Genomic DNA, 22,287 nt, shown 5'->3' with positions numbered 1-22,287 from the left:
CATGGGTTTGTTCGATAAACTGAAATCTCTGGTTTCCGACGACAAGAAGGATACCGGAACTATTGAGATCATTGCTCCGCTCTCTGGCGAGATCGTCAATATCGAAGACGTGCCGGATGTCGTTTTTGCGGAAAAAATCGTTGGTGATGGCATTGCTATCAAACCAACGGGTAACAAAATGGTCGCGCCTGTAGACGGCACCATTGGTAAAATCTTTGAAACCAACCACGCGTTCTCTATCGAATCTGATAGCGGCGTTGAGCTGTTCGTCCACTTCGGTATCGACACCGTTGAACTGAAAGGCGAAGGCTTCAAGCGTATTGCTGAAGAAGGTCAGCGCGTGAAAGTTGGTGATACTGTCATTGAATTTGATCTGCCGCTGCTGGAAGAGAAAGCCAAGTCAACCCTGACTCCGGTTGTTATCTCCAACATGGACGAAATCAAAGAACTGATCAAACTGTCCGGTAGCGTAACCGTGGGTGAAACCCCGGTTATCCGCATCAAGAAGTAATTCTTGCCGCAGTGAAAAATGGCGCCCATCGGCGCCATTTTTTTATGCTTCAGCCAGAGGCGGCAAAATCAATTCATCGCTCTCATGCTGCTGGGTATAGCGCATCACTTCCAGTACGCGCAACCCCGCGCGGTGTACCGCATCGGTTAACGCCTTCCCTTTCAGCAAACCACTGATAAGCTGAGCACAAAACAGGTCGCCAGTCCCTTTCAGGTCAGTTTTAACCCGGGAATGGGAAATGACATTCACGCTGTCGGCACTGACCACCACCACCTGCATCTCCTGATTTTCTTCATTGCCGGAGGCGCTGGTAATCACCACCCACTTTAATGTGTCTGAAAGCAGACTTTTTGCGGCAGCAATGGCACTGTCGAGATCGCGGCAATCTTTACCGGTCAGGATTTCCAGCTCAAAGATATTGGGGGTAATTCCCTGTGCCAGCGGCAGTAAATATTGTCGATACGCCTCGGGAAGGTCAGGTTTGACATAAATTCCGCTATCAATATCGCCAATCACCGGATCGACCATGATCAATAGGTCAGGATGGTCTTTGCGTAGCGCAGTCAGCCACTCGGCAAGGATTTTGATTTGCGATGCCGTTCCCATATAGCCCGTGGTTACAGCACGAAGTTGGCGCAGCGCATCACGCTCCTGAAGCGCACGCAAATAACCGCTAAACCATTCATCCGGAATCGCACCACCGTAGAAAGTGTCATAATGCGGCGTATTGCTCAGCAATACCGTCGGCACGGCAAAGACATTCAGGCCGTTCTGTTTGATAGCAGGCACCGCAATGCTGTTGCCTACGCTGCCGTACACTACCTGCGACTGCACGGCAACGATATCCGCCTGCAGTGCCCTGCTCTTATCGTTAAACAACAACAAACTACTCATTTAATTTTTTCTCCTTGCCGATGATCCTCATCGTATTCCAGCCGAAACTTTACCTGATTCTGGCAGTCAAATCGGCTATTACAAAACAAGGATAAGGTAATTCAGTGAAGAAAATCATTTGTCTGGTCGTTACGCTGCTAATGACACTCCCCGCTTATGCGAAGTTAACGGCCCATGAAGAAGCCCGTATCAACGCCATGCTGGAGGGATTAGCACAGAAAAAGGATTTGATATTTGTGCGCAACGGTGATGAACATACCTGCGATGAAGCGGTTTCTCATCTGCGCCTGAAGCTGGGCAATACCCGTAATCGCATTGATACAGCCGAGCAGTTTATTGACAAGGTGGCCTCGTCGTCATCGATTACCGGGAAGCCGTATATCGTGAAGATGCCCGGTAAGAGCGATGAGAACGCACAGCCTTTTTTACATGCGTTAATTGCGCAGACGGATAAAACGGTGCCTGCGCAATAATCTTAAATCCCCGCCCCCTGGCTAAAATGCTCTTCCCCAAACACCCCGGTAGAAAGGTAGCGATCGCCACGATCGCAGATGATCGCCACCACCACCGCGCCAGGGTTAGCTTTTGCCACCCGCAGTGCTCCGGCAACCGCGCCGCCGGAGCTTACGCCGCAGAAAATCCCTTCCCGCACTGCCAGTTCGCGCATGGTGTTTTCCGCATCGCGCTGATGAATATCCAGCACCTCATCCACCAGAGAAGCATTGAAAATCCCCGGCAGATATTCCGCAGGCCAGCGGCGAATGCCGGGAATACTGCTGCCTTCTTCCGGCTGCAGGCCAACAATGGTCACCGGTTTGGATTGTTCGCGCATAAAGCGTGACACGCCGGTGATAGTGCCGGTTGTTCCCATGCTGGAGACAAAATGGGTAATACGCCCGCCAGTTTGCTGCCAGATTTCTGGCCCGGTAGTGGTGTAATGGGCGTAAGGGTTATCGGGATTATTGAACTGATCGAGCAACTTTCCTTCGCCGCGATTCGCCATTTCAAGCGCCAGATCGCGTGCGCCTTCCATGCCCTGTTCTTTGGTGACCAGAATCAGTTCTGCACCGTAGGCACGCATCGCCGCACGGCGTTCCTGGCTCATGTTGTCGGGCATCAGCAATTTCATGCGATAGCCTTTAAGCGCCGCAATCATTGCCAGCGCAATGCCGGTGTTACCACTGGTGGCTTCGATCAGCACATCACCCGGTTTAATCTCGCCGCGCTTTTCCGCCTCGACAATCATCGAAAGCGCCGCACGGTCTTTTACCGATCCCGCCGGGTTATTGCCTTCCAGTTTTAACCACACTTCACTGCCGTTATCCGGCGCCATTCGCTGCAACTTCACCAGAGGCGTATTGCCTATTGTTTGTTCTAATGTACTCACGATCTCTGTCCATACGTGGTGTTGCCTGATGCGACGCTTACGCGTCTTATCAGACCTACAGGTTACAAAACCTTGCCATTAAAAAGCCCGGATCGCGGGAAGCGCCTCCGGGCGTTTAACATTCACTCAACCTATCAGGCGCTTTGTGCGAGAGCAAGTTCCTCATCGCGGGTTTCAATACGCTCATCGCCGTTATACAGCCGCGCATGTTGCAGACCAACGTATAAACGATCGCCACGCTGCGGGGCATCGTCGCCATGCATCACGACCGTCAGCGGTTCGTTGTACCACCCCAGCGGCTGCACCACTAATTGGGTGTAGTGACCTTTCGGGCTGGCTTCCAGTACCTGTACGGGTAGCGGCGAATCGAGGCTGGTACGGCGGCTGATATCCACTTCCCACGGGCGCAGGAAGAGATCCACCGGCCCCTGATACGCGGGGGTGTATCCCAGCGGCCAGCGATGTGCGCCAACGTGGAACTGCCCGCCGCGAATGGTTCCCTGCAGGCGGTTTACCTCGCCCATAAACTCCAGCACAAAACGAGTCGCCGGTTCACGCCATACCTGATCCGGTGCGTCAGCTTGTTCAATATTGCCCTGACTCATCACCACTACACGATCGGCTACTTCGGTCGCCTCTTCCTGGTCGTGGGTCACGAACACGCTGGTGAATTTCAGTTCTTCATGCAGTTGACGCAGCCAGCGACGCAGCTCTTTACGCACCTGCGCATCCAGCGCGCCAAACGGTTCATCAAGCAGCAAAATTTGCGGTTCCACAGCCAGCGCGCGTGCAAGCGCCACACGCTGTTTCTGGCCGCCGGAAAGCTGCGCCGGATAACGATCCGCCAGATGCGCGAGCTGCACCATCTCCAGCAATTTTGTCACTTTCGCTTTGATCGCCGCCGCATTCGGGCGTTCACGCCGTGGCAACACCGTCAGGCCAAAAGCGATATTGTCAAACACCGTCATATGGCGAAACAGCGCGTAATGCTGGAACACGAAACCGACTTTACGGTCCCGCGCGTGCAGACGGCTCACGTCGGTACCGTGGAAGCGAATATGCCCGCTGGTTTGATGCTCCAGCCCGGCAATAATGCGCAGCAGCGTGGTTTTTCCGGAACCGGACGGCCCCAGCAACGCGACCATCTGACCAGAAGGAATATCCAGTGAGATATCGTTCAGCACCTGGGTGCGACCAAACGACTTCTTAATATTGGCAATCTCAATGCTCATGATGTTCCTCCTGCTGCGCGCGTTTTTCCTGGTTCTCCAGGCGCCACTGCAACATACTCTTTAAAAACAGGGTGATAATCGCCATCAGCGTCAACAGCGCCGCGGCGGTAAAGGAGCCAACGGTGTTGTAGTCCTGCTCCAGCAATTCAATCTGTAACGGCAGCGAAAGTGTTTCGCCGCGAATCGAGCCAGAAACCACCGACACCGCGCCAAACTCGCCAATCGCGCGGGCGTTGGTCAGCACCACGCCGTAAAGCAGCGCCCAGCGGATGTTCGGCAGCGTGACGCGACGGAACATCTGCCAGCCGGACGCGCCAAGCAAAATCGCCGCTTCGTCTTCCTGGCTGCCCTGACTTAACATTACCGGCACCAGCTCGCGCACCACAAACGGACACGTCACGAAGATGGTGACCAGCACCATACCCGGCCAGGAGAACATAATTTGCAGATTATGTTCATCCAGCCAGCCGCCCAGCGGGCCGTTAGAGCCGTAGAACAGCAGATACACCAGACCAGCAACCACCGGCGACACGGCAAACGGAATGTCCAGCAGCGTCAGCAATAGCTGGCGTCCGGGGAAGTTAAAGCGCGTCACCAGCCAGGCCAGCAGAATACCGAACACCAGGTTTACCGGTACGGCAATCAACGCGATCATCACCGTCAGCCAGATGGCGTGCAGCATGTCCGGATCGGCCAGATTTTGTAACACCGGCATCAGTCCTTTGCTGAACGCCTGTACGAAGATATAAATCATCGGTACCAGCAGGATGAACGCCGATACCAGCATCCCGATGCCAATCAGAAACCATTTGCCCCAGTTAATCGGGCGCGCGTCATAACGCTTCAATTGTGTCACTTCCGCCATTAATGACCTACCACACGCCGACCAAAGCGACTTTGCAGAGTGTTAATTGAGAACAGCAACAGCAGCGATGCCGCGAGGATCACCGAGGCAATCGCGCTCGCCGCCGGGTAATCAAACTCCTGTAAGCGAACAAAGATCATCAGCGACGTCACTTCTGTTTTCCAGGCGATATTCCCGGCGATAAAAATCACCGCGCCAAACTCACCGAGGCTGCGGGTAAACGACAGCGCCACACCCGCCACCAGCGCCGGAGATAGTTCCGGCTGCACCACTTTGCGAAAACTCTGCCAGCGTGTTGCGCCGAGCGTTTCTGCCGCCTCTTCATATTCCGGGCCTAACTCTTCCAGCACCGGCTGCACGGTGCGCACCACAAACGGAATGCTGGTAAAGGCCATCGCCACCGCAATCCCCAGCCAGGTATAGGTGACTTTGATATCAAACTTCGCCAGCCATTCACCGTAAAAACCGTTCACGGAAAAGAGCGAGGCCAGCGTTAAACCGGCGACTGCCGTTGGCAGCGCAAAGGGTAAATCCATCAGCGCATCAAGCAGCGTGCGACCCGGAAAGCGATAGCGGGTTAAGATCCACGCCATCAGCAGACCGAAAACGCCGTTAAAAATCGATGCCACAAACGCCGACAGCAGCGTCACTTTATAGGCTGCGACCACCTGCGGGTTGGTGATCACCTCCCAGTACTGCGCCCAGCTCATCTGGGCCAGTTGCATCACCAGCGCGGAGAGCGGCAGCAGCAAAATCAGGCACACAAACAGCAGACTGGTGCCGAGGCTTAAGGTAAAGCCCGGCAGCACGCGTCTTGAAGAAACGGCAAACATTACTTACGCCCCGCCGCTAACAGCTTGTCTAACTCGCCGCCGCTGGTGAAGTGGGTTTTCATCACTTCCGGCCAGGAGCCAAATTTATCTTCCACGCGGAACAGCTCGGTCTGCGGGAATTTATCTTTCAGTTTGCCCATGACTTCCGGGTTATTTACGCGGTAGTAATAGTCGGTGATGATGGTTTGCGCCTGCGGGCTATAGAGCCAGTTCAGGTAAGCTTTTGCTGCTTTTTCCGTACCGTTGGCCTGCACATTTTTATCGACCCACGCCACCGGGAATTCCGCCAGAATGTTGGTTTTCGGAATCACCACTTCAAAGCCCTGCGCTTCATACTGTTTACGGATGTTGTTCACTTCCGACTCGAAGCTGATCAGCACATCGCCCAGGCCGCGCTCGGCAAAAGTGGTGGTCGCGCCACGACCGCCAGTATCGAACACTTCAACGTTTTTCAGGAACTGGGTCATAAACTGTTCGGTTTTGGCTTTATCACCACCGTCGGCTTTGTCCGCTGCGCCCCATGCCGCAAGGTAGGTATAACGCGCGTTACCCGACGTTTTCGGGTTCGGGAAAATCAGCTTCACGTCAGAGCGTACCAGGTCGTTCCAGTCGTGGATATTCTTCGGGTTGCCCTTACGCACCAGGAAGCCCATGGTGGAGTAGAACGGCGAGCTATTATTCGGCAGGCGCGACTGCCAGTCCGCTGGGATCAGCTTGCCTTTATCGTGCAGGATTTGTACGTCGGTCACCTGGTTATAAGTGACAACGTCGGCTTTTAAACCCTGCAAAATTGCCAGCGCCTGTTTTGATGATCCGGCATGAGATTGTTTAATCGTCAGTTTGTCGCCACCGTTATCTTTTGCCCATTGTTGCTCAAACGGCGGGTTCAGGGCGGCAAACAGCTCGCGGGAGACGTCATAAGAACTGTTCAGCAGTTCCGTTGCCTGTACATGGCCCGCCAGTAGCAGAGAAGCAACCAGCACGAGTGAGTTCTTTTTCAGTAAGTTAACGGCCATTGCGCACCCTTATAAATTTAATGACTTTCTAATAGCCATCATATTTATAACGGACGTGAAAGGAGTAACGGTTTTATATACCGTTTGGTGATTTGGAAGTTGAAAAGGGAATAAGACGAAATCCTCCCCACAAATGCAGGGAGGAAACAGAGGTGAATCAGATGCCGACGCTAACCGTCTCCGGCAGTGTGCTGCCGCCATCAATCACATTCTGTGTACCGGTTAAATAGCTGGATTCATCCGATGCGAGGAAGGCCGCCAGTTCGCCGACTTCCAGCGGATCGGCGAGGCGACGCATCGGGATTGCTTTCGCCATTTCAGTCAGCACCGATTCTGGATCTTCCGGGTTCGACTGGCGGGCAATGCTTTCCGCCATTGGCGTGCGAACGTATCCAGGGCAGATGGCGTTAACGCGAATACCAGACTGCGCGTACTCCACCGCCAGCGATTTAGTCAGGCCAACAATCGCCGCTTTCGTTAAGGCGTACGCCGTTTCGCCCGGGTCTGCCACCATATCGCCAGTGACTGAAGACATCATCACAATCCGGCCATCTTTGCGGGCAATCATCTCCGGCAGCACCGCCTTCGTGACGTTCCATACGCCTTTTATATTGATATCAATATGGAAATCGCGATCTTCATCGCTCATATCAAGGAAACTGCCCAGACGACAAACGCCTGCGTTATTCACCAGAATATCAATGCGCCCTTCTTTTTCCTTAGCGCGCTTAATAGCTGCGGCTACCGACGCCGGGTCACGCACATCGGCGACAACCGCCGTACAGCGATGACCACGGCCACACAGTTCGTCCGCCAGCTTTTCGATCTCAGGGGAGATATCCAGCAAGATTAGGTTTGCGCCATGACGCGCAAAAGTTCTGGCAATTCCTTCGCCAATTCCCTGCAATGCGCCCGTAATCAGTGCTGTCTTGCCCGTGAGTTTACCCATTTTAATGCTCTCCTTGTTAATACAGAGCGTTACACTCCATTCCCTCTGAAAATACAGGATAAACAAAATATTGCTGCGGATCAGCTCACTAATTAAGGAAAATCTCAATTTAGTCGCTGCTTTATGCAGCACCTCAAGCGTTACGTCAGCGCGCAATCATTTTCAGTGACATCACATGAGTAATATTCGGACTTAATGATTCCTTTGTGTCTATCAAATCGGGATATATGATCCCATTTATCTGCAATTATTTGATCGCAAATATTAAGGTCACCACCGATGCAACTTGAAAAGATGATTACCGAAGGCTCGAACGCCGCCTCAGCTGAAATTGACCGCGTATCAACGCTGGAAATGTGCCGGATTATCAACGATGAAGATAAAACCGTACCACTCGCCGTTGAGCGCGTACTGCCGGATATCGCCGCGGCGATCGATGTTATCCACACCCAGGTAAGCGGCGGCGGCCGTCTGATTTATCTCGGTGCGGGAACATCCGGTCGTCTGGGGATTCTGGATGCCAGCGAATGTCCGCCGACCTACGGCGTGAAACCGGGCCTGGTAGTTGGTTTGATTGCTGGCGGCGAATATGCCATTCAGCACGCGGTGGAAGGCGCAGAAGATAGCCGGGAAGGTGGTGTTAATGATCTGAAAAATATCGGCTTAACCGCGCAGGATGTGGTGGTTGGTATTGCGGCCAGCGGACGCACGCCGTATGTGATTGCCGGGCTGGAATACGCGCGCCAACTCGGCTGCCGTACAGTGGGCATTTCCTGTAATCCGGGGAGTGCCGTTTCATCCACCGCAGAGTTTGCTATTACGCCGGTAGTTGGTGCCGAAGTTGTTACCGGTTCTTCGCGAATGAAAGCAGGCACGGCGCAGAAACTGGTGCTCAACATGCTCTCCACCGGGCTGATGATTAAATCCGGCAAAGTGTTCGGCAACCTGATGGTCGATGTGGTCGCCACCAACGAAAAACTGCATGTGCGCCAGGTCAATATCGTCAAAAACGCTACCGGATGTAATGCCGAACAAGCGGAAGCGGCGTTAATTGCTTGCGAGCGCAACTGTAAAACGGCCATTGTGATGGTACTGAAAAATCTCGATGCCGATGAAGCTAAAAAATGCCTGGATCAACACGGCGGTTTTATTCGCAAGGCTCTGGAAAAGGAATAACCCATGGCTAAAGAGATCAGCAGTGAACTTCTGAACACCATTCTTACCCGGGTCGGCGGACCGGGAAATATCGCCAGTTGTGGTAACTGTATGACGCGCCTGCGTCTGGGTGTACATGACAGTTCATTGGTTGATCCCGATATCAAAACGCTGGAAGGCGTGAAGGGCGTCATTTTGACCAGCGATCAGGTGCAGGTGGTTTTTGGGCCAGGCAAAGCGCATCGTGCCGCAAAAGCCATGAGCGAGCTGCTGGGCGAGGCACCGGTACAGGATGCCGCAGAAATCGCCGCCCAGAATAAACGCCAGTTAAAAGCCAGACAAACTTCCGGCGTGCAACAATTTCTCGCCAAATTCGCCACCATCTTCACGCCGCTGATCCCCGGTTTTATTGCCGCCGGTCTGCTGCTGGGGATAGCGACGTTAATTGCCACGGTGATGCACGTTACGGCAGATGCTCAGGGCACGCTACCCGATGCGCTGAATTTTATGAAGGTGTTCAGCAAAGGCCTGTTCACCTTCCTGGTCATTCTGGTGGGCTATAACGCGGCCCAGGCATTTGGTGGCACGGGCGTAAATGGCGCAATTATCGCTGCGCTCTTTTTGCTTGGTTATAACCCAACTGCAACCACGGGTTACTACGCCGGATTTCACGATTTCTTTGGTCTGCCCATCGATCCGCGCGGCAATATTATCGGCGTGTTGATCGCCGCGTGGGCCTGCGCCCGCATCGAATGCATGGTGCGCCGCTTTATGCCGGACGACCTCGACATGCTGTTGACCTCATTAATCACCCTGCTGATCACCGCTACGCTTGCGTACCTGATCATTATGCCGCTGGGCGGCTGGCTGTTTGAAGGCATGTCGTGGCTGTTTATGCACCTGAACAGTAATCCGCTCGGTTGTGCGGTTTTAGCCGGGCTGTTCCTGATCGCCGTGGTATTTGGCGTGCATCAGGGCTTTATTCCTGTTTATCTGGCGTTAATGGACAGCCAGGGATTCAACAGCTTATTTCCCATCCTTTCAATGGCAGGCGCAGGCCAGGTGGGCGCGGCGCTGGCGCTCTACTGGCGGGCGCAACCGCACAGTGCATTACGCAGTCAGGTCCGCGGGGCGATTATTCCCGGTCTGCTTGGCGTTGGCGAACCGCTGATTTACGGTGTCACCCTGCCCCGCATGAAACCGTTTGTTACCGCCTGTTTAGGCGGCGCGGCGGGCGGTTTGTTTATCGGCCTGATAGCCTGGTGGGGTCTGCCGATGGGCTTAAACAGCGCCTTCGGGCCGTCTGGTCTGGTGGCGCTGCCGCTGATGACTTCCGCGCAAGGCATCCTTCCGGCAATGGCGGTTTACGCTGGCGGTATTCTGGTGGCATGGGTTAGTGGGTTTATTTTCACCACACTCTTTGGCTGCCGTAACGTCAATCTGGACTGATTATGAAACGGACAATGCTCTATCTTTCTCTGCTGGCTATTAGCTGTAGCGTCAGCGCCGCAAAATACCCTGTTCTGACAGAAAGTAGTTGATCAAGTGTATGCGGCGTTAAAGCAGTAATAAAAAGGCCAGTCAGTTGTGTTACTGGCTGGCCTTTAATCAATGAATCAGAAACGCTTACAGCGCCATCAGCTTGTCCAGCGACGGTGCGAAGTAATAGCCGCCAGTGACCGGTTTGGTGAAACGCAACATCGCATCACGCTTACCATCAGTATCGCCAAACATGCTCAGCAATTGCTGCTCAATGTTATGCAGACGCGCGCAGTAGGCGCAGAAGTACAGACCGTGAGTGCCACTGGCGGTGCCGTACGGCAGGCTCTGACGAACAATCTTCAGCCCTTTGCCATCTTCTTTCAGATCAACGCGGGTCAGGTGAGAGGTTTCCGGACGTTCGTCGCCGTCAATCTCTTCGTTGGCCTCTTTGGTGCGCCCGATCATCATCTCTTGATCGTGAACGCTCATCCGATTGAGCTGCTTCAGGTTGTGCTCCCAACGCTGCACAAACACATAGCTGCCGCCCGCATCCACGCCGTCTTTGATAACAGCCACTTCGCGGCGCGTCTCTTCACCCGCCGGGTTTTCTGTACCGTCAACAAAGCCGCTCAGGTCACGCTCTTCAACCCAACGGAAGCCGTGGATCTCTTCTTTCACTTCAATGCAGTCACCAAAGGCTTCCATCGCCGCCTGAGCGACAGAGAAGTTCACGTCGTGACGCAGAGAAAGAATGTGGATCAACACATCGAACTGGGTCGTCGGTGCAAGACCTTTACCGTAGCCCGGAAAATCTTTCAGCTCTTCAGCCCCAACGCCGCCGCTCAGAGTGCGCCAGGTATTGTTACCAAAGGCAACCACCGCACCAAGATGCGCGTCCGGGAATTTCGCTTCAAAAGTTGCCAGTTTGTCGGCAAATGTTTTACTGGCCGCACGCAGGGCGTCAACTTCCCCTTTCACGTTGGCTTCGATCCAAATCGCCGCGCGGCAATGTTCTGGCAAAATGCCACTCTGAACCTGAGACATTGTTCCTCCTGAAAATAATAATGCCACGCAATCCGTGGCATTGTTGGGCGCTATTTTACGTGTTTTTTCGCGGCGGCGGTTTGTTCAGACGCAAATTAACGCCGCCAGATAATTTTACTGACTTTCCAGTTTTTCAGGGTATCGTCCGAAGGCATTAACCCTTCAGGACCACTCCATTCCCCGCTGAACTGGTAGCTAATATGTTGACTGCCTTCGGCTTTACATTCGACGGCACGATTATCATCACTGTCGGCCTTTTGGCAATTGCCAAATGCTTTGCTGTAAAGGTCACTAAACGGTGTACCGATTTTAACACCGGTGTCAGCAGGAATATCGCTATCCAGCACATCAATGCGGCTGATCGTGCCTTGATCGCCGTTAATCACCATCGCCACGTTGTCGCCTTTCATCACTTCAAAAAAGCGCACCACGTTGCCGTTCGCGGTTTTCATTCCGCTGCGCAGGCGATAATCGCCATCAAGCGCATCAGCAATGGCTTGTTCTTGCAGTGGTGTGGACGCCGTTAATTCACCCACGCCCTGCTCGCTCACTTTGGTGGATGATCCAAACCAGTTCCACGGGTTAGCGGCCGACCAGTTAACTGACGACATCGTGGAACAGCCGGTCAGCATCAACGGCATAGCGCATAACATTAAACGCAGCGATTTCATGTCACTTCCTTTGGTTATTCAATAACGTTGATTGGAGTGCAAATTCACCAAAAAGTGCCGTTATTCTTTTTCTTCATTAAAACAAGCGCGTAAACGTCGATTGGTCAGCAGCCAGATTAACGCCACGATATCCGCCACTACCAGCGCCAGACCGATACCGCTAACGGATTCACCGTTCAGCCACAGCCACGGTTGCCAACAAAGTAAAACCACTTGCGCCAACAGCAACAGAAAATAGAGCACATGCCAGATACGGGGAAATGAAGCCCGCCGACCACTCAGCAAAAATGCCAGCACCGCCGGAATACCGGGAATCAACCCCAGCCAGAAATTATCGTGATCGGGATAAAACAGATTTAGCAGCGCAGTACCCTGCTCGCGCGACGCTCCGGCAATGACAAACAGCACCCAGGTTCGCGCCTGAAGCAATAGCACAAGCCAGAAGAGCAAGGGTAAACGCAGGCGACCGTGCGCATCATAATGGACAGGATGAAACTCAGTACTCTTCATCTTCAATCAAACGCTTACCCAGACTCAGCACGTCGGCGTGTTCATATCCCAGGCGTTCATACATTCCGAGCACCATGTCGTTATCTTCCGGCACGTTGATCTGAATTTTCGGACAGCCGCGAGCAATCAGCTTTTTCTCCAGCCGATTAAGCAACGCATTAGCAATCCCACGCCCACGAAACTCGGGATGCACGCCAAGATAATAAGCAGACCCGCGATGCCCGTCATAACCGCCCATCACCGTTCCGACCACTTCACCGTTCACCTCAGCGACCAGAAACAAACTGACGTCATGGTTCATCTTACGCTCAATGTCCATTTCCGGATCGTTCCACGGACGCAGCAAGTCGCAACGCTCCCAAAGGGTGATGACCTCTTCGAAATCTTCCTGGCGAAATACGCGTATCTCCATGGTATTCGTTACCTTTTTGCGGGTTAAAAGGCTGATTATGGCGTGAACGGTCGAATTAGCCAATATCTGACGAAAATCGGTTGAAAAAGTGGCATAATGGGGAGTTGTCAACTATTGAAATGAAAAGTAAAACAATTCTCAACAGCAAACCGTCGTAACGGATTACGCGATACGATATAACATCTGGAACTTTATTATTACAACTCAGGCCGTATGAGCACTTTTAAACCACTAAAAACACTCACTTCGCGCCGCCAGGTGCTGAAAGCCGGTTTGGCTGCCCTGACGTTATCAGGAATGTCGCAAGCCATCGCCAAAGAAGAACCGTTAAAAACCAGTAACGGACACAGCAAGCCGAAAGCAAAAAAATCTGGTGGCAAACGTGTCGTTGTTCTCGATCCAGGCCACGGCGGGATTGATACCGGAGCGATCGGACGCAACGGTTCGAAAGAAAAACATGTGGTGCTGGCAATTGCCAAGAATGTCCGTTCCATATTGCGTAATCATGGCATTGATGCGCGTTTAACGCGTTCTGGCGATACGTTTATCCCACTGTACGATCGCGTGGAAATCGCCCATAAACACGGCGCAGACCTGTTTATGTCAATTCACGCCGACGGTTTTACCAACCCGAAAGCTGCCGGTGCTTCGGTATTTGCCCTCTCTAACCGTGGGGCAAGTAGCGCAATGGCGAAATACCTGTCTGAACGCGAAAACCGCGCCGATGAAGTTGCCGGTAAAAAAGCGACTGACAAGGATCACCTATTGCAGCAAGTGCTGTTTGATCTGGTGCAAACCGATACTATTAAAAACAGCCTGACGCTCGGCTCGCATATTCTGAAAAAGATTAAGCCGGTGCATAAACTGCACAGCCGCAATACCGAACAAGCCGCGTTTGTGGTGTTGAAATCGCCGTCGGTTCCGTCGGTGCTGGTGGAAACCTCGTTTATCACCAACCCGGAAGAAGAGCGGCTGTTAGGCACTGCAGCGTTTCGCCAGAAAATCGCCACAGCGATTGCCGAAGGCGTGATCAGTTATTTCCACTGGTTTGACAACCAGAAAGCACACTCGAGAAAGCGGTAAGTGATGAAACCCGACGCACACCAGGTTAAACAGTTTCTGCTCAACCTTCAGGATACGATTTGTCAGCAGTTGAGCGCCGTCGATGGCGCAGAATTTGTCGAAGATAGCTGGCAGCGCGAAGCTGGCGGCGGCGGGCGTAGTCGGGTTTTGCGTAATGGTGGTGTTTTCGAACAGGCAGGCGTCAACTTTTCACATGTCCACGGTGAGGCGATGCCTGCTTCCGCCACCGCTCATCGTCCGGAACTTGCCGGGCGCAGTTTCGAGGCGATGGGCGTTTCACTGGTAGTGCATCCGCATAATCCGTATGTCCCCACCAGCCACGCGAATGTGCGCTTTTTTATTGCCGAAAAGCCGGGTGCAGAGCCCGTCTGGTGGTTTGGCGGCGGCTTCGATTTAACCCCTTTCTATGGTTTTGAAGAAGACGCCATTCACTGGCACCGCACCGCCCGTGACCTGTGCCTGCCATTTGGCGAAGACGTTTATCCGCGTTACAAAAAGTGGTGCGACGAATACTTCTACCTCAAACATCGTAACGAACAGCGCGGCATTGGCGGGCTGTTCTTTGATGATCTGAACACGCCAGATTTCGACCACTGTTTTGCCTTTATGCAGGCGGTAGGCAAAGGCTACACCGACGCTTATTTACCAATTGTAGAGCGACGAAAAGCGATGGCCTACGGCGAGCGCGAGCGCAATTTTCAGCTCTACCGTCGCGGTCGTTATGTCGAGTTCAATCTGGTCTGGGATCGCGGCACGCTGTTTGGCCTGCAAACTGGCGGGCGCACCGAGTCGATCCTGATGTCAATGCCGCCACTGGTACGCTGGGAGTATGATTATCAGCCAAAAGATGGCAGCCCGGAAGCGGCTTTAAGTGAGTTTATTAAGGTCAGGGATTGGGTGTAACTCCCTCACCCCCACTCCCGCATCCGCTGATGCAGCGTCAGTGACGGCTTCTCGGCAAACAGTTGCTGATAATCCGTGGCAAATTGCCCAAGATGCCAGAATCCCCACTGCATGGCGGCGTCTTTTACCGTTGTGCTTTGTGACCACGGACTTATGAGTTCGCGGCGCACGGCGTTCAGGCGAATACGTTTCAGCCACGCGTTCGGACCAATGCCCAAAATGGCGTGAAACGCGTTTTGTAGCGTGCGGCGGCTGACATGCAGTTGATTACACAAGTCCAGCACCGTCACCGGTTCGGACATGTTTTCCAGCACATATTCACGGGCGCGGGAAAGCAATCGACGGTAACTCTGATGACTGATGCTTTCCGCCGTCATCATCGGCTGCGCTTCTTCCAGCATCGCCCCCATCGCCATTAGCAAATTATCCCCCAGCACTTTTCGCACTGCAGGCTGATGGAGATTTTCCGGGTTCTCGCAAAACGTCGCCAGCGCCTGTTGGACAAAGCCCCACAGCGCGGCTTTATGCTGCTCTTTCACTTCCAGCGCCGACTGGCTACGCAGCATATGTAATACCCGATCCGGATTATGCAAAAAGTTAGCCTGACGAGTGATGACATCTTCAGAAAGCACTACGCCAAGGATCGTGTAATCGTCCGGCGTACTTAATTCAAACTCGGTTCCACCAGGGCGCGTCGCAATTTCTGCACTTCCCAGACATTGCGAACCGATAAATCCCTGCTCACCGCGCGTCGCCGGAATGCCAAACCAGAACGAGTTCGGCCAGACCAGGCACGACTGACGCAGCGCCAGACCAGTGTATTCACGAAAAACCTGAATATCATCGAGTAGAATTTCCGTAAATTCACCATGAAACTTGCCCGGATGCAGCTGATCGTAAATCTGCTGCCAGGCGGTAATTGTCAAAGCATGTTCATAGACGTCCGTTGTCTGTCGTTGATGAACATTATCCACTTCGACCTTCGGCGTGAGCTTCAGGTTTTCGGGTAAGGGTTCATGATAAAGATGGTGCAAATTGGCTGTACGGGTCTTTTTCATGATGTTAATGCCGGGTGTTGTAGGACACCCGGCACCTCCGACAGGTTAATGGGGCTTGAGACGGTAACGACTACTGCGTTTACGTAACGTCCCGGCAGAAAAGAGCTGTTCGAGCGCATTTCTGGCTTTTTCCAGCGGCCAGCCAAAGTGGGCAGCCACTTCTCCTGCCGTCATTCCCTGACGTACTGATGTTAACAGCGCCAACAACTCGTCAGCAGATTCCGCGACGATAACTGGCGCGTCGGGTTCCTTTACGGGTTGCTTCGGCTGGCGGTTAAAGCCAGTAAGCAGCCACTGGGTGTCATCGTCTGGCCGACCGATCTCCTTACGGCTGATGACACGCCCGGTACGCATCGCGGCAGCACAACCTGCGTCCAGCGCCGCACGACACGCCGCCAGATCGCCTTCCACCACCAGCGTTAGGCGACCAGGGTCAAGCACTTCGTGACTGAGCAGACGAACGTTAGCTGCTTTGAGCATGGCATCAGCTGCATCTATCGCGGCGACCATGCCGTCCACTTCCAGCAATCCCAGTGCATTGATCATCGGCAACCTCCGTTACGCACGCTGGATTGGATTACGCGCGATTTCCAGCACTGCATCGGTAAAGGCGTTACAGGCTGCTTTACACGCGGCCTGGCTACCGGTTAAAAATGCTGCCGAGTAGTTGGTTTCAGACGGTGGCGGGACATAGGTCACCAGCTGCACGTCGGCAGATTTCAACGCTGCATCAATGCCGTAGGTCGCTTCCAGCGGCGGTGCCACCAGATACGCCATCGGATCGCCAAGCGTGATCCCGGCGGTTGATGAGAGATAAGAACCGGTACGCGAAACTACATGTGCCAGGAAGGCTGTGTTTTCTGCGTCATTAGCCCACTGGAAAGCAGCGCCATTTTCAATATTTGCAACCATCGCATCCAGACCAGCACGCACTTCCGCCGGGTTTGGTCCACCAAGCATAATCAGCACCTCACCGGCAGTCGGTGACGGGCCGTGTGCAGCGCCCGCATACAGCGAGCGACCATATACCACTTCGACCATCGCCTGCTTGGTCGCTTCGTCAGCCGCAATGTAGGTGACGTCATCTGAATCAGCAGAAATCAGCCCGAGGCTACGAATATGCGGCGGCAATTTCAGTTCACGTGCAAATTCGGCGTTAACGGAGGCAATCACCCGCATGGCGGTTACCGACGGTCGAATCAAATCTAAAGCTGGCATGATGCCTCCTTATCGGGTCATGTTGATGCCGGATGCTTTCTGCTCCAGCATACGTTTCGCCAAATCCACAATGACGGCTGCGGCTTCAACCGGCGGCGTGCCGCCCTGGTGAATATTAGAGATACAGGTGCGATCGGCCTCAACGGTGGTCGCCATACGCGGCGAGTAAACGGCGTAGCAGGAGAGGCTTTCTGACTGCCCCAACCCCGGACGTTCGCCCACCAGCAGGATCACTACTTTCGCGCCTAGGATCTCACCGATCTGATCTTCAATCTTCACGCGACCATAACGTACAAAGAATGGCGTACCGACTTTCAGCCCGGCTTGCTTCAGGCCCGCCATCAGCGGCGGCAGGATCTCTTCGTAGTTCACGGTGATCGCATCAGTTGACAGGCCATCAGAAATAACGACCTGCACGTCCGGATTAGCAACACACTGTGCTTTCAGCGCTTCAACAGCTTCTGCACACAGGCGGCGGCCCATATCCGGACGAGTCAGGTAGAGATTTTTGTCGCTGATTTCGGAGCGGACTTCCAGCAAGCCCTGCGCTTTCACCCACTCTTCCGGTACTTCTTTCAGAACGGTATCTTTCGAACGAGAGTGATCGGCCAGGAAACGCAGCAACGCCTGGGTGCGCGGACGCGGACCGGCACGACCGGTACAAACGCGGGCCACGGTGCTGCGACGCAGTTCTGTTAATACGTCCGCGCGATGTGGGTTTTCCACACCAATCCACGCTTTTGCTTCCGCAGAACCTAAATCCAGCGCGCAGCTTTCCGAGGTCACCGGTGCCGCACAGTTGGTGGTGGCGCACTTTGCTTCTGACGGCGCGGGGGCCGTTTGTCCCATTGACGCCATCACACTGCGTACAATTTCTTCAATCTGTTTTTGATCCATGATGTGTTATCTCCGCGTCATCAGAAGAACAGTGACGGATCGCCCGCCCGTTTGGTCAGGCGACCGTTTGCCATAATGCCCATGCTTTCCAGCCAGCGTTCAAACTCCGGTGACGGACGCAGATTCAGTAACTGACGCACAGTGGCAGTGTCGTGGAATGCGGTGGTCTGATAGTTGAGCATGATGTCATCACCCAGCGGCATCCCCATGATGTAGTTGCAGCCTGCGGTGGCGAGCAGGATCATCAGGTTTTCGTTGAGGTTCTGGTCAGCGTCAGCGTGGTTGGTGTAGCAGCAGTCACAGCCCATAGAGATGCCGCTCAGCTTGCCCATAAAGTGATCTTCTAAGCCCGCACGGATAATCTGGCGGTCGTTGTAGAGATACTCCGGCCCAATAAAACCGACCACGGTGTTGACGATAAACGGATCGTAATGACGCGCCAGCCCATAGTTACGCGCTTCCATCGTCACCTGGTCTGCGCCGAAGTTAGCGCCAGCGGATAGCGCCGAGCCTTGTCCGGTTTCGAAGTAGAGACAGTTTTCCCCGGCGATACGGTTGAACTCCGCGCCCACTGCGCGTGCTTCATCGAGCATCGCCAGCTCTACGCCAAACTCTTTCAGCCCTTTTTCGCTGCCGCAGATACTCTGGAAAATCAGCCCGCCTGGTGCGCCACGACGGATCGCTTCGATCTGGGTGGTGACGTGCGCCAGTACGCAGCCCTGAGTTGGGATGTTGAATTTGTCGATCACGCCATAGATGGTATCCAACACGCGGCTTAAGTTTTCCACGTCGTCAGTCACCGGGTTAACGCCAATCACCGCATCGCCCACCCCAAAGGAAAGCCCTTCGTAGATTTGCGCGGCGATACTTTGCACGTCGTCACGGGTATCGTTCGGCTGCAAACGGGCGCTAAAGGTGCCCGGAATACCGATGGTGGTATTGGCCTTTTTGATCACCGGCATTTTCTTCGCGCCGTAGATCAGGTCCGCGTTGGAGCAAATCTTCGCTACCGCCGCCACCACTTCCGAGGTCAGCCCTTTGCGGGTAAAGGCAATGTCGTCCACGCTGATTTCATCGCTCAGCACATACTCACGCAGTTCGCTGATGCTCCAGTTTTTAATCTGGTTATAGGCCGTTTCGTTAACGTCGTCCTGAATCAGCCGCGTCACGCAGTCATCTTCATAGGCAATCACCGGATTATTGCGGATGTCCGCTACGGTCATTTCCGACAACACCTGCTTTGCCGCCACGCGCTCCTGTGAACTTGCCGCAGCAACGCCCGCCAGCACATCCCCCGAACGCAGTTCGTTGGCTTTAGCCAGCACCTCTTTTACATCCTTAAACTGATATACATTGCCGAACAATGTGGTCTTTAGTTTCATAAGTCGTTCCCTCAGGAAGGAAATGCGAGTGATTTCACCGTCACCGGCACAACCGATCCGCCAAAAAGAGGCGTACCAATGTCGATATAGTCCCCCGCGCGGACAATCACTTCGTCAATGACTGCCAACGGGAGTTGTTGTAGCTGTGGGCGCAACAACATGCCCAGAGCTTTACCAAAGTCCTGCCCGGCCACCACCAGCAGGGGATGCGGATTCGGAAAACGCGCGACGAAATCGACCAGCGCGTTGATGACCGTCAGTACCGCGGCGTAACGCACAGGCAGCGAGGCGGGAAGCGCCAGCACGTACGCGTCAGTTTTGGGGCAAAGATCCAGTTGAATCAGCGCCTGTTGCCAGGCACTGACCAGATCCGTTTCATCAATCGGGATCGCCACCGGCAAATTGCGCAGCGGCAGTTGTACGCCCTCCAGCCAGATTGTGCTGCCAGAGAGCGAAAGGGTATGAGCACCCGCGCCAATCACCGTGGCGCGCACGGTTTGCGCCGGAAACTGCACGTTCATCTCACGCAGACGCGGATGGTCATGCAGCGCCGTTGCCAGAAGCGGGCCTATATCGGCAAAACAGAACGGGTCGGCGGGCTGGTGGCGATAACATTCGCCTACCCCGCCAGAAAGCGTAATGATTTCGGGCGTAACACCTGCGGGCAGCAAATCGGTTTGCATCAATGCCTGCGCGAGCGGCGAGAGCGTTCCGTCAATCACTTCGACAATCAGCTCTGCCATCCGGCGGGTAACCTGCACCAGCTGCCCGCCGGTCAGCGAACGGGCGTCAGTACCGGCACCGAAGCACTCATCCACAATCATCTGCCCCGGTTTATGAGCGTAAACCACGCGCCCCTGGCTGTCGGTTTCCAGCAGGCGACCGCCGACGTTGAGGCAGGCAGTGCCGCTGATTTTTCCGGCATCGAACAGGGCGTAGTTCGCGGTGCCACCGCCGATATCGATATTCAGTACCCGACACAGCCGTTGTTCAGAAAGGGTTTGCGCCCCGGCACCGTGTCCGGCGATCACGGATTCAAGATGCGGCCCGGCGCTGGCGACGACAAAATCGCCCAGCGACCGGGAGAGCGCCATCACCGCCGGGCGAGCGTTGCGGGTTTTTGCGCTTTCACCGGTGATAATGATGGCACCAGAATCAACGCTTTCCGGCGCAATGCCCGCAGCCTGATATTGCTCGAGGATTAAGGTTTTCAGTTCCGCTTCTTTTAAACCACCCTGTTTATCGACAGGGGTAAAGAACACCGGGCTTTGCCAGCTAATTTCGCGTTTGATGAATTCGTAGCGCGGCACCTGCGACACCGCCGCACGGTTAACCAGCTCCAGGTGGGAGAAGATCACCTGGGTGGTGGTGGTGCCGATATCGATACCGACGCTCAGTAGCTGGCGAGTGTTCACGATTGCGCCTCCGCTTCAGTTTTAGCCGCGGTCGCGTCTTCTTTTGGCACCAGCATCATCGCCACGCCAATTGCCGTTACGCCGCCGATCAATTTGCCGACAATCATCGGGAAGATCATGGCGTTCATGTTGGCAGCGGCGAAGCCTAAATGGTCGCCCAGGGCGAAAGCAGCGGAAACGGCGAAGGCGCAGTTGATGACTTTGCCGCGGGTATCCATCTGCTTCATCATGCCAAACATCGGAATGTTGTTGGCAAGCGTTGCCACCATGCCGGCTGCCGCGATATTGTTCATATTCAGCACCTTACCGACGCTCATCAGCGGTTTTTCAAACCAGCGAGTCAGCAGCAGTACCATTGGATACGCCCCTAACAGAACGCAGGAGATCGAGCCGATAACTTCAATGGCGCGCATCACTTCACCGGGTTTATCGCCAGGGGCCATAAAGATAGGATCAAGACCCGGGATCAGTTCCCAGCCAAGGAGGAATTTCACTACCGCAGCGGCAAGACCGAGGGTGATCAATGCAACGAGGAATTTGGCGAAGATCTGGAAGCCGTTGATCATTTTTTCCGGGATGAATTTCAGCCCCAGCGCCACCAGCACCGCAACGATAAGTACCGGGATCATGTTCATCAGGATCAGCGCAAAGGTGAATTCAACAGGCTGGCCGTTGATCTGCACACCGGAGTACATCGCTACCAGACCACCAGCGATACAGCCAATCGGAATGGTCACTATGCCCGCCAGCACGCCGAGCGCCAGATAACGACGGTCAGAAGGTTCGATAATGCCGAGCGCCACTGGAATGGAAAACACAATCGTTGGCCCCATCATCGACCCGAGGATTAACCCAGAGTATAGCCACGCTGCTACGTCACCGCCCGCCAGCTCTTTGGCGAGGAAGAAGCCGCCCATATCGCACGCCAGCAGTGTTCCGGCGAACATTGACGGGTTTGCGCCGAGCATTTCGTAAACCGGGATAATCACCGGCCCGAGTACGTGGGCCAGTACCGGTGCCAGCGCGGTCATACCGACCATCGCCAGGCCCAGAGCGCCCATTGCCATAAAGCCTTCTTCAAACTGGCCGCCGGCCCCTTCGATACTTTTGCCGAACTTACCGAGGAAACGAGCAGAACCGCCGAACTGCGACAGGATCCTGTCTACGGCAGCTATCAGCATAAAGAACATCATGATGTACATGATGATTTCGTTAATTCCCATCGCCTTTACTCCCTGTTAGTTGTTATTTATTGGCGGATGCGGCGTGAACGCCTTATCCGCCCTACATGTGCAATCCCGTAGGCCAGATAAGACGCGGCAAGCGTCGCATCCGGCAATTGCACCGCGCCACTGGCGGATGCGGCGTGA

The 22,287-nt window shown here is 54.2% G+C and carries 24 protein-coding genes and 1 pseudogene; 7 read left to right on the top strand and 18 right to left on the bottom strand.

Annotation, left to right across the window (positions count from 1 at the left end):
• The first annotated feature begins 1 nt into the window (after window position 1).
• Window positions 2-511 carry a PTS glucose transporter subunit IIA gene (gene crr, locus HBM92_RS06995; RefSeq protein WP_000522247.1) on the top strand — a complete coding sequence of 170 codons (510 nt, stop codon included), beginning with the start codon at window positions 2-4 and terminating at the stop codon, window positions 509-511.
• Between the two features lie 42 nt (window positions 512-553).
• Here crr and pdxK read toward each other — a convergent pair whose 3' ends face one another.
• A complete protein-coding gene (gene pdxK / locus HBM92_RS06990; protein ID WP_000096640.1) occupies window positions 554-1,405 on the bottom strand; it encodes a pyridoxine/pyridoxal/pyridoxamine kinase in 852 nt (283 codons plus the stop codon).
• A 104-nt stretch (window positions 1,406-1,509) separates the two neighbouring features.
• Here pdxK and HBM92_RS06985 point away from each other — a divergent pair, with 104 nt between their 5' ends.
• The gene (locus HBM92_RS06985) at window positions 1,510-1,878 is read left to right on the top strand and encodes a YfeK family protein (RefSeq protein ID WP_000719965.1); all 369 of its coding nucleotides are present in this window, start codon (window positions 1,510-1,512) and stop codon (window positions 1,876-1,878) included.
• Between the two features lie 2 nt (window positions 1,879-1,880).
• Here HBM92_RS06985 and cysM read toward each other — a convergent pair whose 3' ends face one another.
• The 6 genes from cysM to ucpA all read right to left on the bottom strand — a co-directional run bounded on the left by cysM (window position 1,881) and on the right by ucpA (window position 7,687).
• Window positions 1,881-2,792 (bottom strand): cysteine synthase B, encoded by a 912-nt coding sequence (cysM, locus tag HBM92_RS06980; RefSeq protein ID WP_000105467.1) that lies wholly within the window; start codon window positions 2,790-2,792, stop codon window positions 1,881-1,883.
• A 134-nt stretch (window positions 2,793-2,926) separates the two neighbouring features.
• Entirely contained in the window at window positions 2,927-4,024 is a 1,098-nt protein-coding gene (gene cysA / locus HBM92_RS06975) for a sulfate/thiosulfate ABC transporter ATP-binding protein CysA (protein WP_000021034.1), read from the bottom strand.
• A complete protein-coding gene (gene cysW, locus HBM92_RS06970) occupies window positions 4,014-4,889 on the bottom strand; it encodes a sulfate/thiosulfate ABC transporter permease CysW (protein ID WP_000852686.1) in 876 nt (291 codons plus the stop codon). Before cysW ends, cysA begins: the two co-directional genes overlap by 11 nt.
• Window positions 4,889-5,722 carry a sulfate/thiosulfate ABC transporter permease CysT gene (gene cysT, locus HBM92_RS06965; protein WP_000458409.1) on the bottom strand — a complete coding sequence of 278 codons (834 nt, stop codon included), beginning with the start codon at window positions 5,720-5,722 and terminating at the stop codon, window positions 4,889-4,891. The genes cysW and cysT overlap by 1 nt, the downstream gene beginning before the upstream one ends.
• Entirely contained in the window at window positions 5,722-6,738 is a 1,017-nt protein-coding gene (gene cysP, locus HBM92_RS06960) for a thiosulfate/sulfate ABC transporter substrate-binding protein CysP (RefSeq protein ID WP_000290263.1), read from the bottom strand. The genes cysT and cysP overlap by 1 nt, the downstream gene beginning before the upstream one ends.
• A gap of 157 nt (window positions 6,739-6,895) precedes the next feature.
• Window positions 6,896-7,687, bottom strand: coding sequence for an SDR family oxidoreductase UcpA (ucpA, locus tag HBM92_RS06955; protein ID WP_000517443.1), 792 nt, complete (start codon window positions 7,685-7,687; stop codon window positions 6,896-6,898).
• 279 nt (window positions 7,688-7,966) lie between these two features.
• Here ucpA and murQ point away from each other — a divergent pair, with 279 nt between their 5' ends.
• The 3 genes and pseudogenes from murQ to HBM92_RS25260 form a co-directional block, all read left to right on the top strand.
• Window positions 7,967-8,863 carry an N-acetylmuramic acid 6-phosphate etherase gene (murQ, locus tag HBM92_RS06950; RefSeq protein ID WP_001175629.1) on the top strand — a complete coding sequence of 299 codons (897 nt, stop codon included), beginning with the start codon at window positions 7,967-7,969 and terminating at the stop codon, window positions 8,861-8,863.
• A 3-nt stretch (window positions 8,864-8,866) separates the two neighbouring features.
• Window positions 8,867-10,291, top strand: a complete 1,425-nt coding sequence (gene murP, locus HBM92_RS06945) for a PTS N-acetylmuramic acid transporter subunit IIBC (protein WP_001040461.1) — start codon at window positions 8,867-8,869, stop codon at window positions 10,289-10,291.
• A 2-nt stretch (window positions 10,292-10,293) separates the two neighbouring features.
• A pseudogene (locus HBM92_RS25260) lies at window positions 10,294-10,380 on the top strand (hypothetical protein); the annotation flags it as partial.
• Between the two features lie 88 nt (window positions 10,381-10,468).
• Here the strand turns inward: HBM92_RS25260 and yfeX are convergent.
• The 4 genes from yfeX to HBM92_RS06925 form a co-directional block, all read right to left on the bottom strand.
• Window positions 10,469-11,368, bottom strand: coding sequence for a porphyrinogen peroxidase (gene yfeX / locus HBM92_RS06940; protein ID WP_001305214.1), 900 nt, complete (start codon window positions 11,366-11,368; stop codon window positions 10,469-10,471).
• A 95-nt stretch (window positions 11,369-11,463) separates the two neighbouring features.
• Window positions 11,464-12,039, bottom strand: coding sequence for an RpoE-regulated lipoprotein (locus HBM92_RS06935; RefSeq protein WP_000838948.1), 576 nt, complete (start codon window positions 12,037-12,039; stop codon window positions 11,464-11,466).
• Between the two features lie 60 nt (window positions 12,040-12,099).
• Window positions 12,100-12,549 (bottom strand): DUF2919 domain-containing protein, encoded by a 450-nt coding sequence (locus HBM92_RS06930; protein ID WP_001296281.1) that lies wholly within the window; start codon window positions 12,547-12,549, stop codon window positions 12,100-12,102.
• The gene (locus HBM92_RS06925; protein ID WP_000406000.1) at window positions 12,536-12,961 is read right to left on the bottom strand and encodes a GNAT family acetyltransferase; all 426 of its coding nucleotides are present in this window, start codon (window positions 12,959-12,961) and stop codon (window positions 12,536-12,538) included. The genes HBM92_RS06930 and HBM92_RS06925 overlap by 14 nt, the downstream gene beginning before the upstream one ends.
• Window positions 12,962-13,174: 213 nt before the next feature.
• On the opposite strand from HBM92_RS06925, the gene amiA reads away from it, so the two are divergent.
• Window positions 13,175-14,044, top strand: coding sequence for an N-acetylmuramoyl-L-alanine amidase AmiA (amiA, locus tag HBM92_RS06920; RefSeq protein ID WP_000102907.1), 870 nt, complete (start codon window positions 13,175-13,177; stop codon window positions 14,042-14,044).
• 3 nt (window positions 14,045-14,047) lie between these two features.
• Complete coding sequence (gene hemF, locus HBM92_RS06915) at window positions 14,048-14,947, top strand: oxygen-dependent coproporphyrinogen oxidase (RefSeq protein ID WP_001298446.1); 900 nt, start codon at window positions 14,048-14,050, stop codon at window positions 14,945-14,947.
• Window positions 14,948-14,952: 5 nt separating this feature from the next.
• On the opposite strand, the gene eutR is transcribed toward hemF, so the two are convergent.
• Genes eutR through eutH form a run of 7 tightly spaced genes read right to left on the bottom strand, consistent with a single transcriptional unit; the run spans window position 14,953 to window position 22,140 of the window.
• The gene (gene eutR / locus HBM92_RS06910) at window positions 14,953-16,005 is read right to left on the bottom strand and encodes an HTH-type transcriptional regulator EutR (protein WP_000753705.1); all 1,053 of its coding nucleotides are present in this window, start codon (window positions 16,003-16,005) and stop codon (window positions 14,953-14,955) included.
• A gap of 45 nt (window positions 16,006-16,050) precedes the next feature.
• Window positions 16,051-16,551: an ethanolamine utilization microcompartment protein EutK gene (gene eutK, locus HBM92_RS06905; RefSeq protein ID WP_001305215.1), complete on the bottom strand. Its 501-nt coding sequence runs from the start codon at window positions 16,549-16,551 to the stop codon at window positions 16,051-16,053.
• A gap of 12 nt (window positions 16,552-16,563) precedes the next feature.
• A complete protein-coding gene (gene eutL, locus HBM92_RS06900; protein ID WP_001111047.1) occupies window positions 16,564-17,223 on the bottom strand; it encodes an ethanolamine utilization microcompartment protein EutL in 660 nt (219 codons plus the stop codon).
• 9 nt (window positions 17,224-17,232) lie between these two features.
• The gene (eutC, locus tag HBM92_RS06895) at window positions 17,233-18,120 is read right to left on the bottom strand and encodes an ethanolamine ammonia-lyase subunit beta (RefSeq protein ID WP_000372364.1); all 888 of its coding nucleotides are present in this window, start codon (window positions 18,118-18,120) and stop codon (window positions 17,233-17,235) included.
• Window positions 18,121-18,140: 20 nt separating this feature from the next.
• Window positions 18,141-19,502, bottom strand: coding sequence for an ethanolamine ammonia-lyase subunit alpha (gene eutB, locus HBM92_RS06890; protein WP_000769942.1), 1,362 nt, complete (start codon window positions 19,500-19,502; stop codon window positions 18,141-18,143).
• 11 nt (window positions 19,503-19,513) lie between these two features.
• Window positions 19,514-20,917 carry an ethanolamine ammonia-lyase reactivating factor EutA gene (gene eutA / locus HBM92_RS06885; RefSeq protein WP_001097489.1) on the bottom strand — a complete coding sequence of 468 codons (1,404 nt, stop codon included), beginning with the start codon at window positions 20,915-20,917 and terminating at the stop codon, window positions 19,514-19,516.
• Entirely contained in the window at window positions 20,914-22,140 is a 1,227-nt protein-coding gene (eutH, locus tag HBM92_RS06880; protein WP_000512347.1) for an ethanolamine utilization protein EutH, read from the bottom strand. Before eutH ends, eutA begins: the two co-directional genes overlap by 4 nt.
• Between the last annotated feature and the right edge of the window lie 147 nt (window positions 22,141-22,287).

This window comes from Escherichia sp. E.sYA108, assembly GCF_011754335.1.
In the GTDB taxonomy this organism is placed as follows: Bacteria; Pseudomonadota; Gammaproteobacteria; order Enterobacterales; family Enterobacteriaceae; genus Escherichia; species Escherichia coli.
The sequence above is the reverse complement of the archived record's forward strand: the minus strand, read 5'-3'. Positions and strand labels throughout refer to the sequence as shown.

Coding starts and splice junctions, on each gene's coding strand:
- murQ (WP_001175629.1), top strand. CDS start 7,967: ATGCAACTTGAAAAGATGATTACCGAAGGCTCGAACGCCGCCTCAGCT.
- eutK (WP_001305215.1), bottom strand. CDS start 16,551: ATGATCAATGCACTGGGATTGCTGGAAGTGGACGGCATGGTCGCCGCG.
- eutH (WP_000512347.1), bottom strand. CDS start 22,140: ATGGGAATTAACGAAATCATCATGTACATCATGATGTTCTTTATGCTG.
- eutB (WP_000769942.1), bottom strand. CDS start 19,502: ATGAAACTAAAGACCACATTGTTCGGCAATGTATATCAGTTTAAGGAT.
- cysP (WP_000290263.1), bottom strand. CDS start 6,738: ATGGCCGTTAACTTACTGAAAAAGAACTCACTCGTGCTGGTTGCTTCT.
- cysT (WP_000458409.1), bottom strand. CDS start 5,722: ATGTTTGCCGTTTCTTCAAGACGCGTGCTGCCGGGCTTTACCTTAAGC.
- eutC (WP_000372364.1), bottom strand. CDS start 18,120: ATGGATCAAAAACAGATTGAAGAAATTGTACGCAGTGTGATGGCGTCA.
- HBM92_RS06935 (WP_000838948.1), bottom strand. CDS start 12,039: ATGAAATCGCTGCGTTTAATGTTATGCGCTATGCCGTTGATGCTGACC.
- pdxK (WP_000096640.1), bottom strand. CDS start 1,405: ATGAGTAGTTTGTTGTTGTTTAACGATAAGAGCAGGGCACTGCAGGCG.
- cysA (WP_000021034.1), bottom strand. CDS start 4,024: ATGAGCATTGAGATTGCCAATATTAAGAAGTCGTTTGGTCGCACCCAG.
- eutR (WP_000753705.1), bottom strand. CDS start 16,005: ATGAAAAAGACCCGTACAGCCAATTTGCACCATCTTTATCATGAACCC.
- eutL (WP_001111047.1), bottom strand. CDS start 17,223: ATGCCAGCTTTAGATTTGATTCGACCGTCGGTAACCGCCATGCGGGTG.
- cysW (WP_000852686.1), bottom strand. CDS start 4,889: ATGGCGGAAGTGACACAATTGAAGCGTTATGACGCGCGCCCGATTAAC.
- ucpA (WP_000517443.1), bottom strand. CDS start 7,687: ATGGGTAAACTCACGGGCAAGACAGCACTGATTACGGGCGCATTGCAG.
- yfeX (WP_001305214.1), bottom strand. CDS start 11,368: ATGTCTCAGGTTCAGAGTGGCATTTTGCCAGAACATTGCCGCGCGGCG.
- HBM92_RS06930 (WP_001296281.1), bottom strand. CDS start 12,549: ATGAAGAGTACTGAGTTTCATCCTGTCCATTATGATGCGCACGGTCGC.
- HBM92_RS06925 (WP_000406000.1), bottom strand. CDS start 12,961: ATGGAGATACGCGTATTTCGCCAGGAAGATTTCGAAGAGGTCATCACC.
- amiA (WP_000102907.1), top strand. CDS start 13,175: ATGAGCACTTTTAAACCACTAAAAACACTCACTTCGCGCCGCCAGGTG.
- murP (WP_001040461.1), top strand. CDS start 8,867: ATGGCTAAAGAGATCAGCAGTGAACTTCTGAACACCATTCTTACCCGG.
- crr (WP_000522247.1), top strand. CDS start 2: ATGGGTTTGTTCGATAAACTGAAATCTCTGGTTTCCGACGACAAGAAG.
- hemF (WP_001298446.1), top strand. CDS start 14,048: ATGAAACCCGACGCACACCAGGTTAAACAGTTTCTGCTCAACCTTCAG.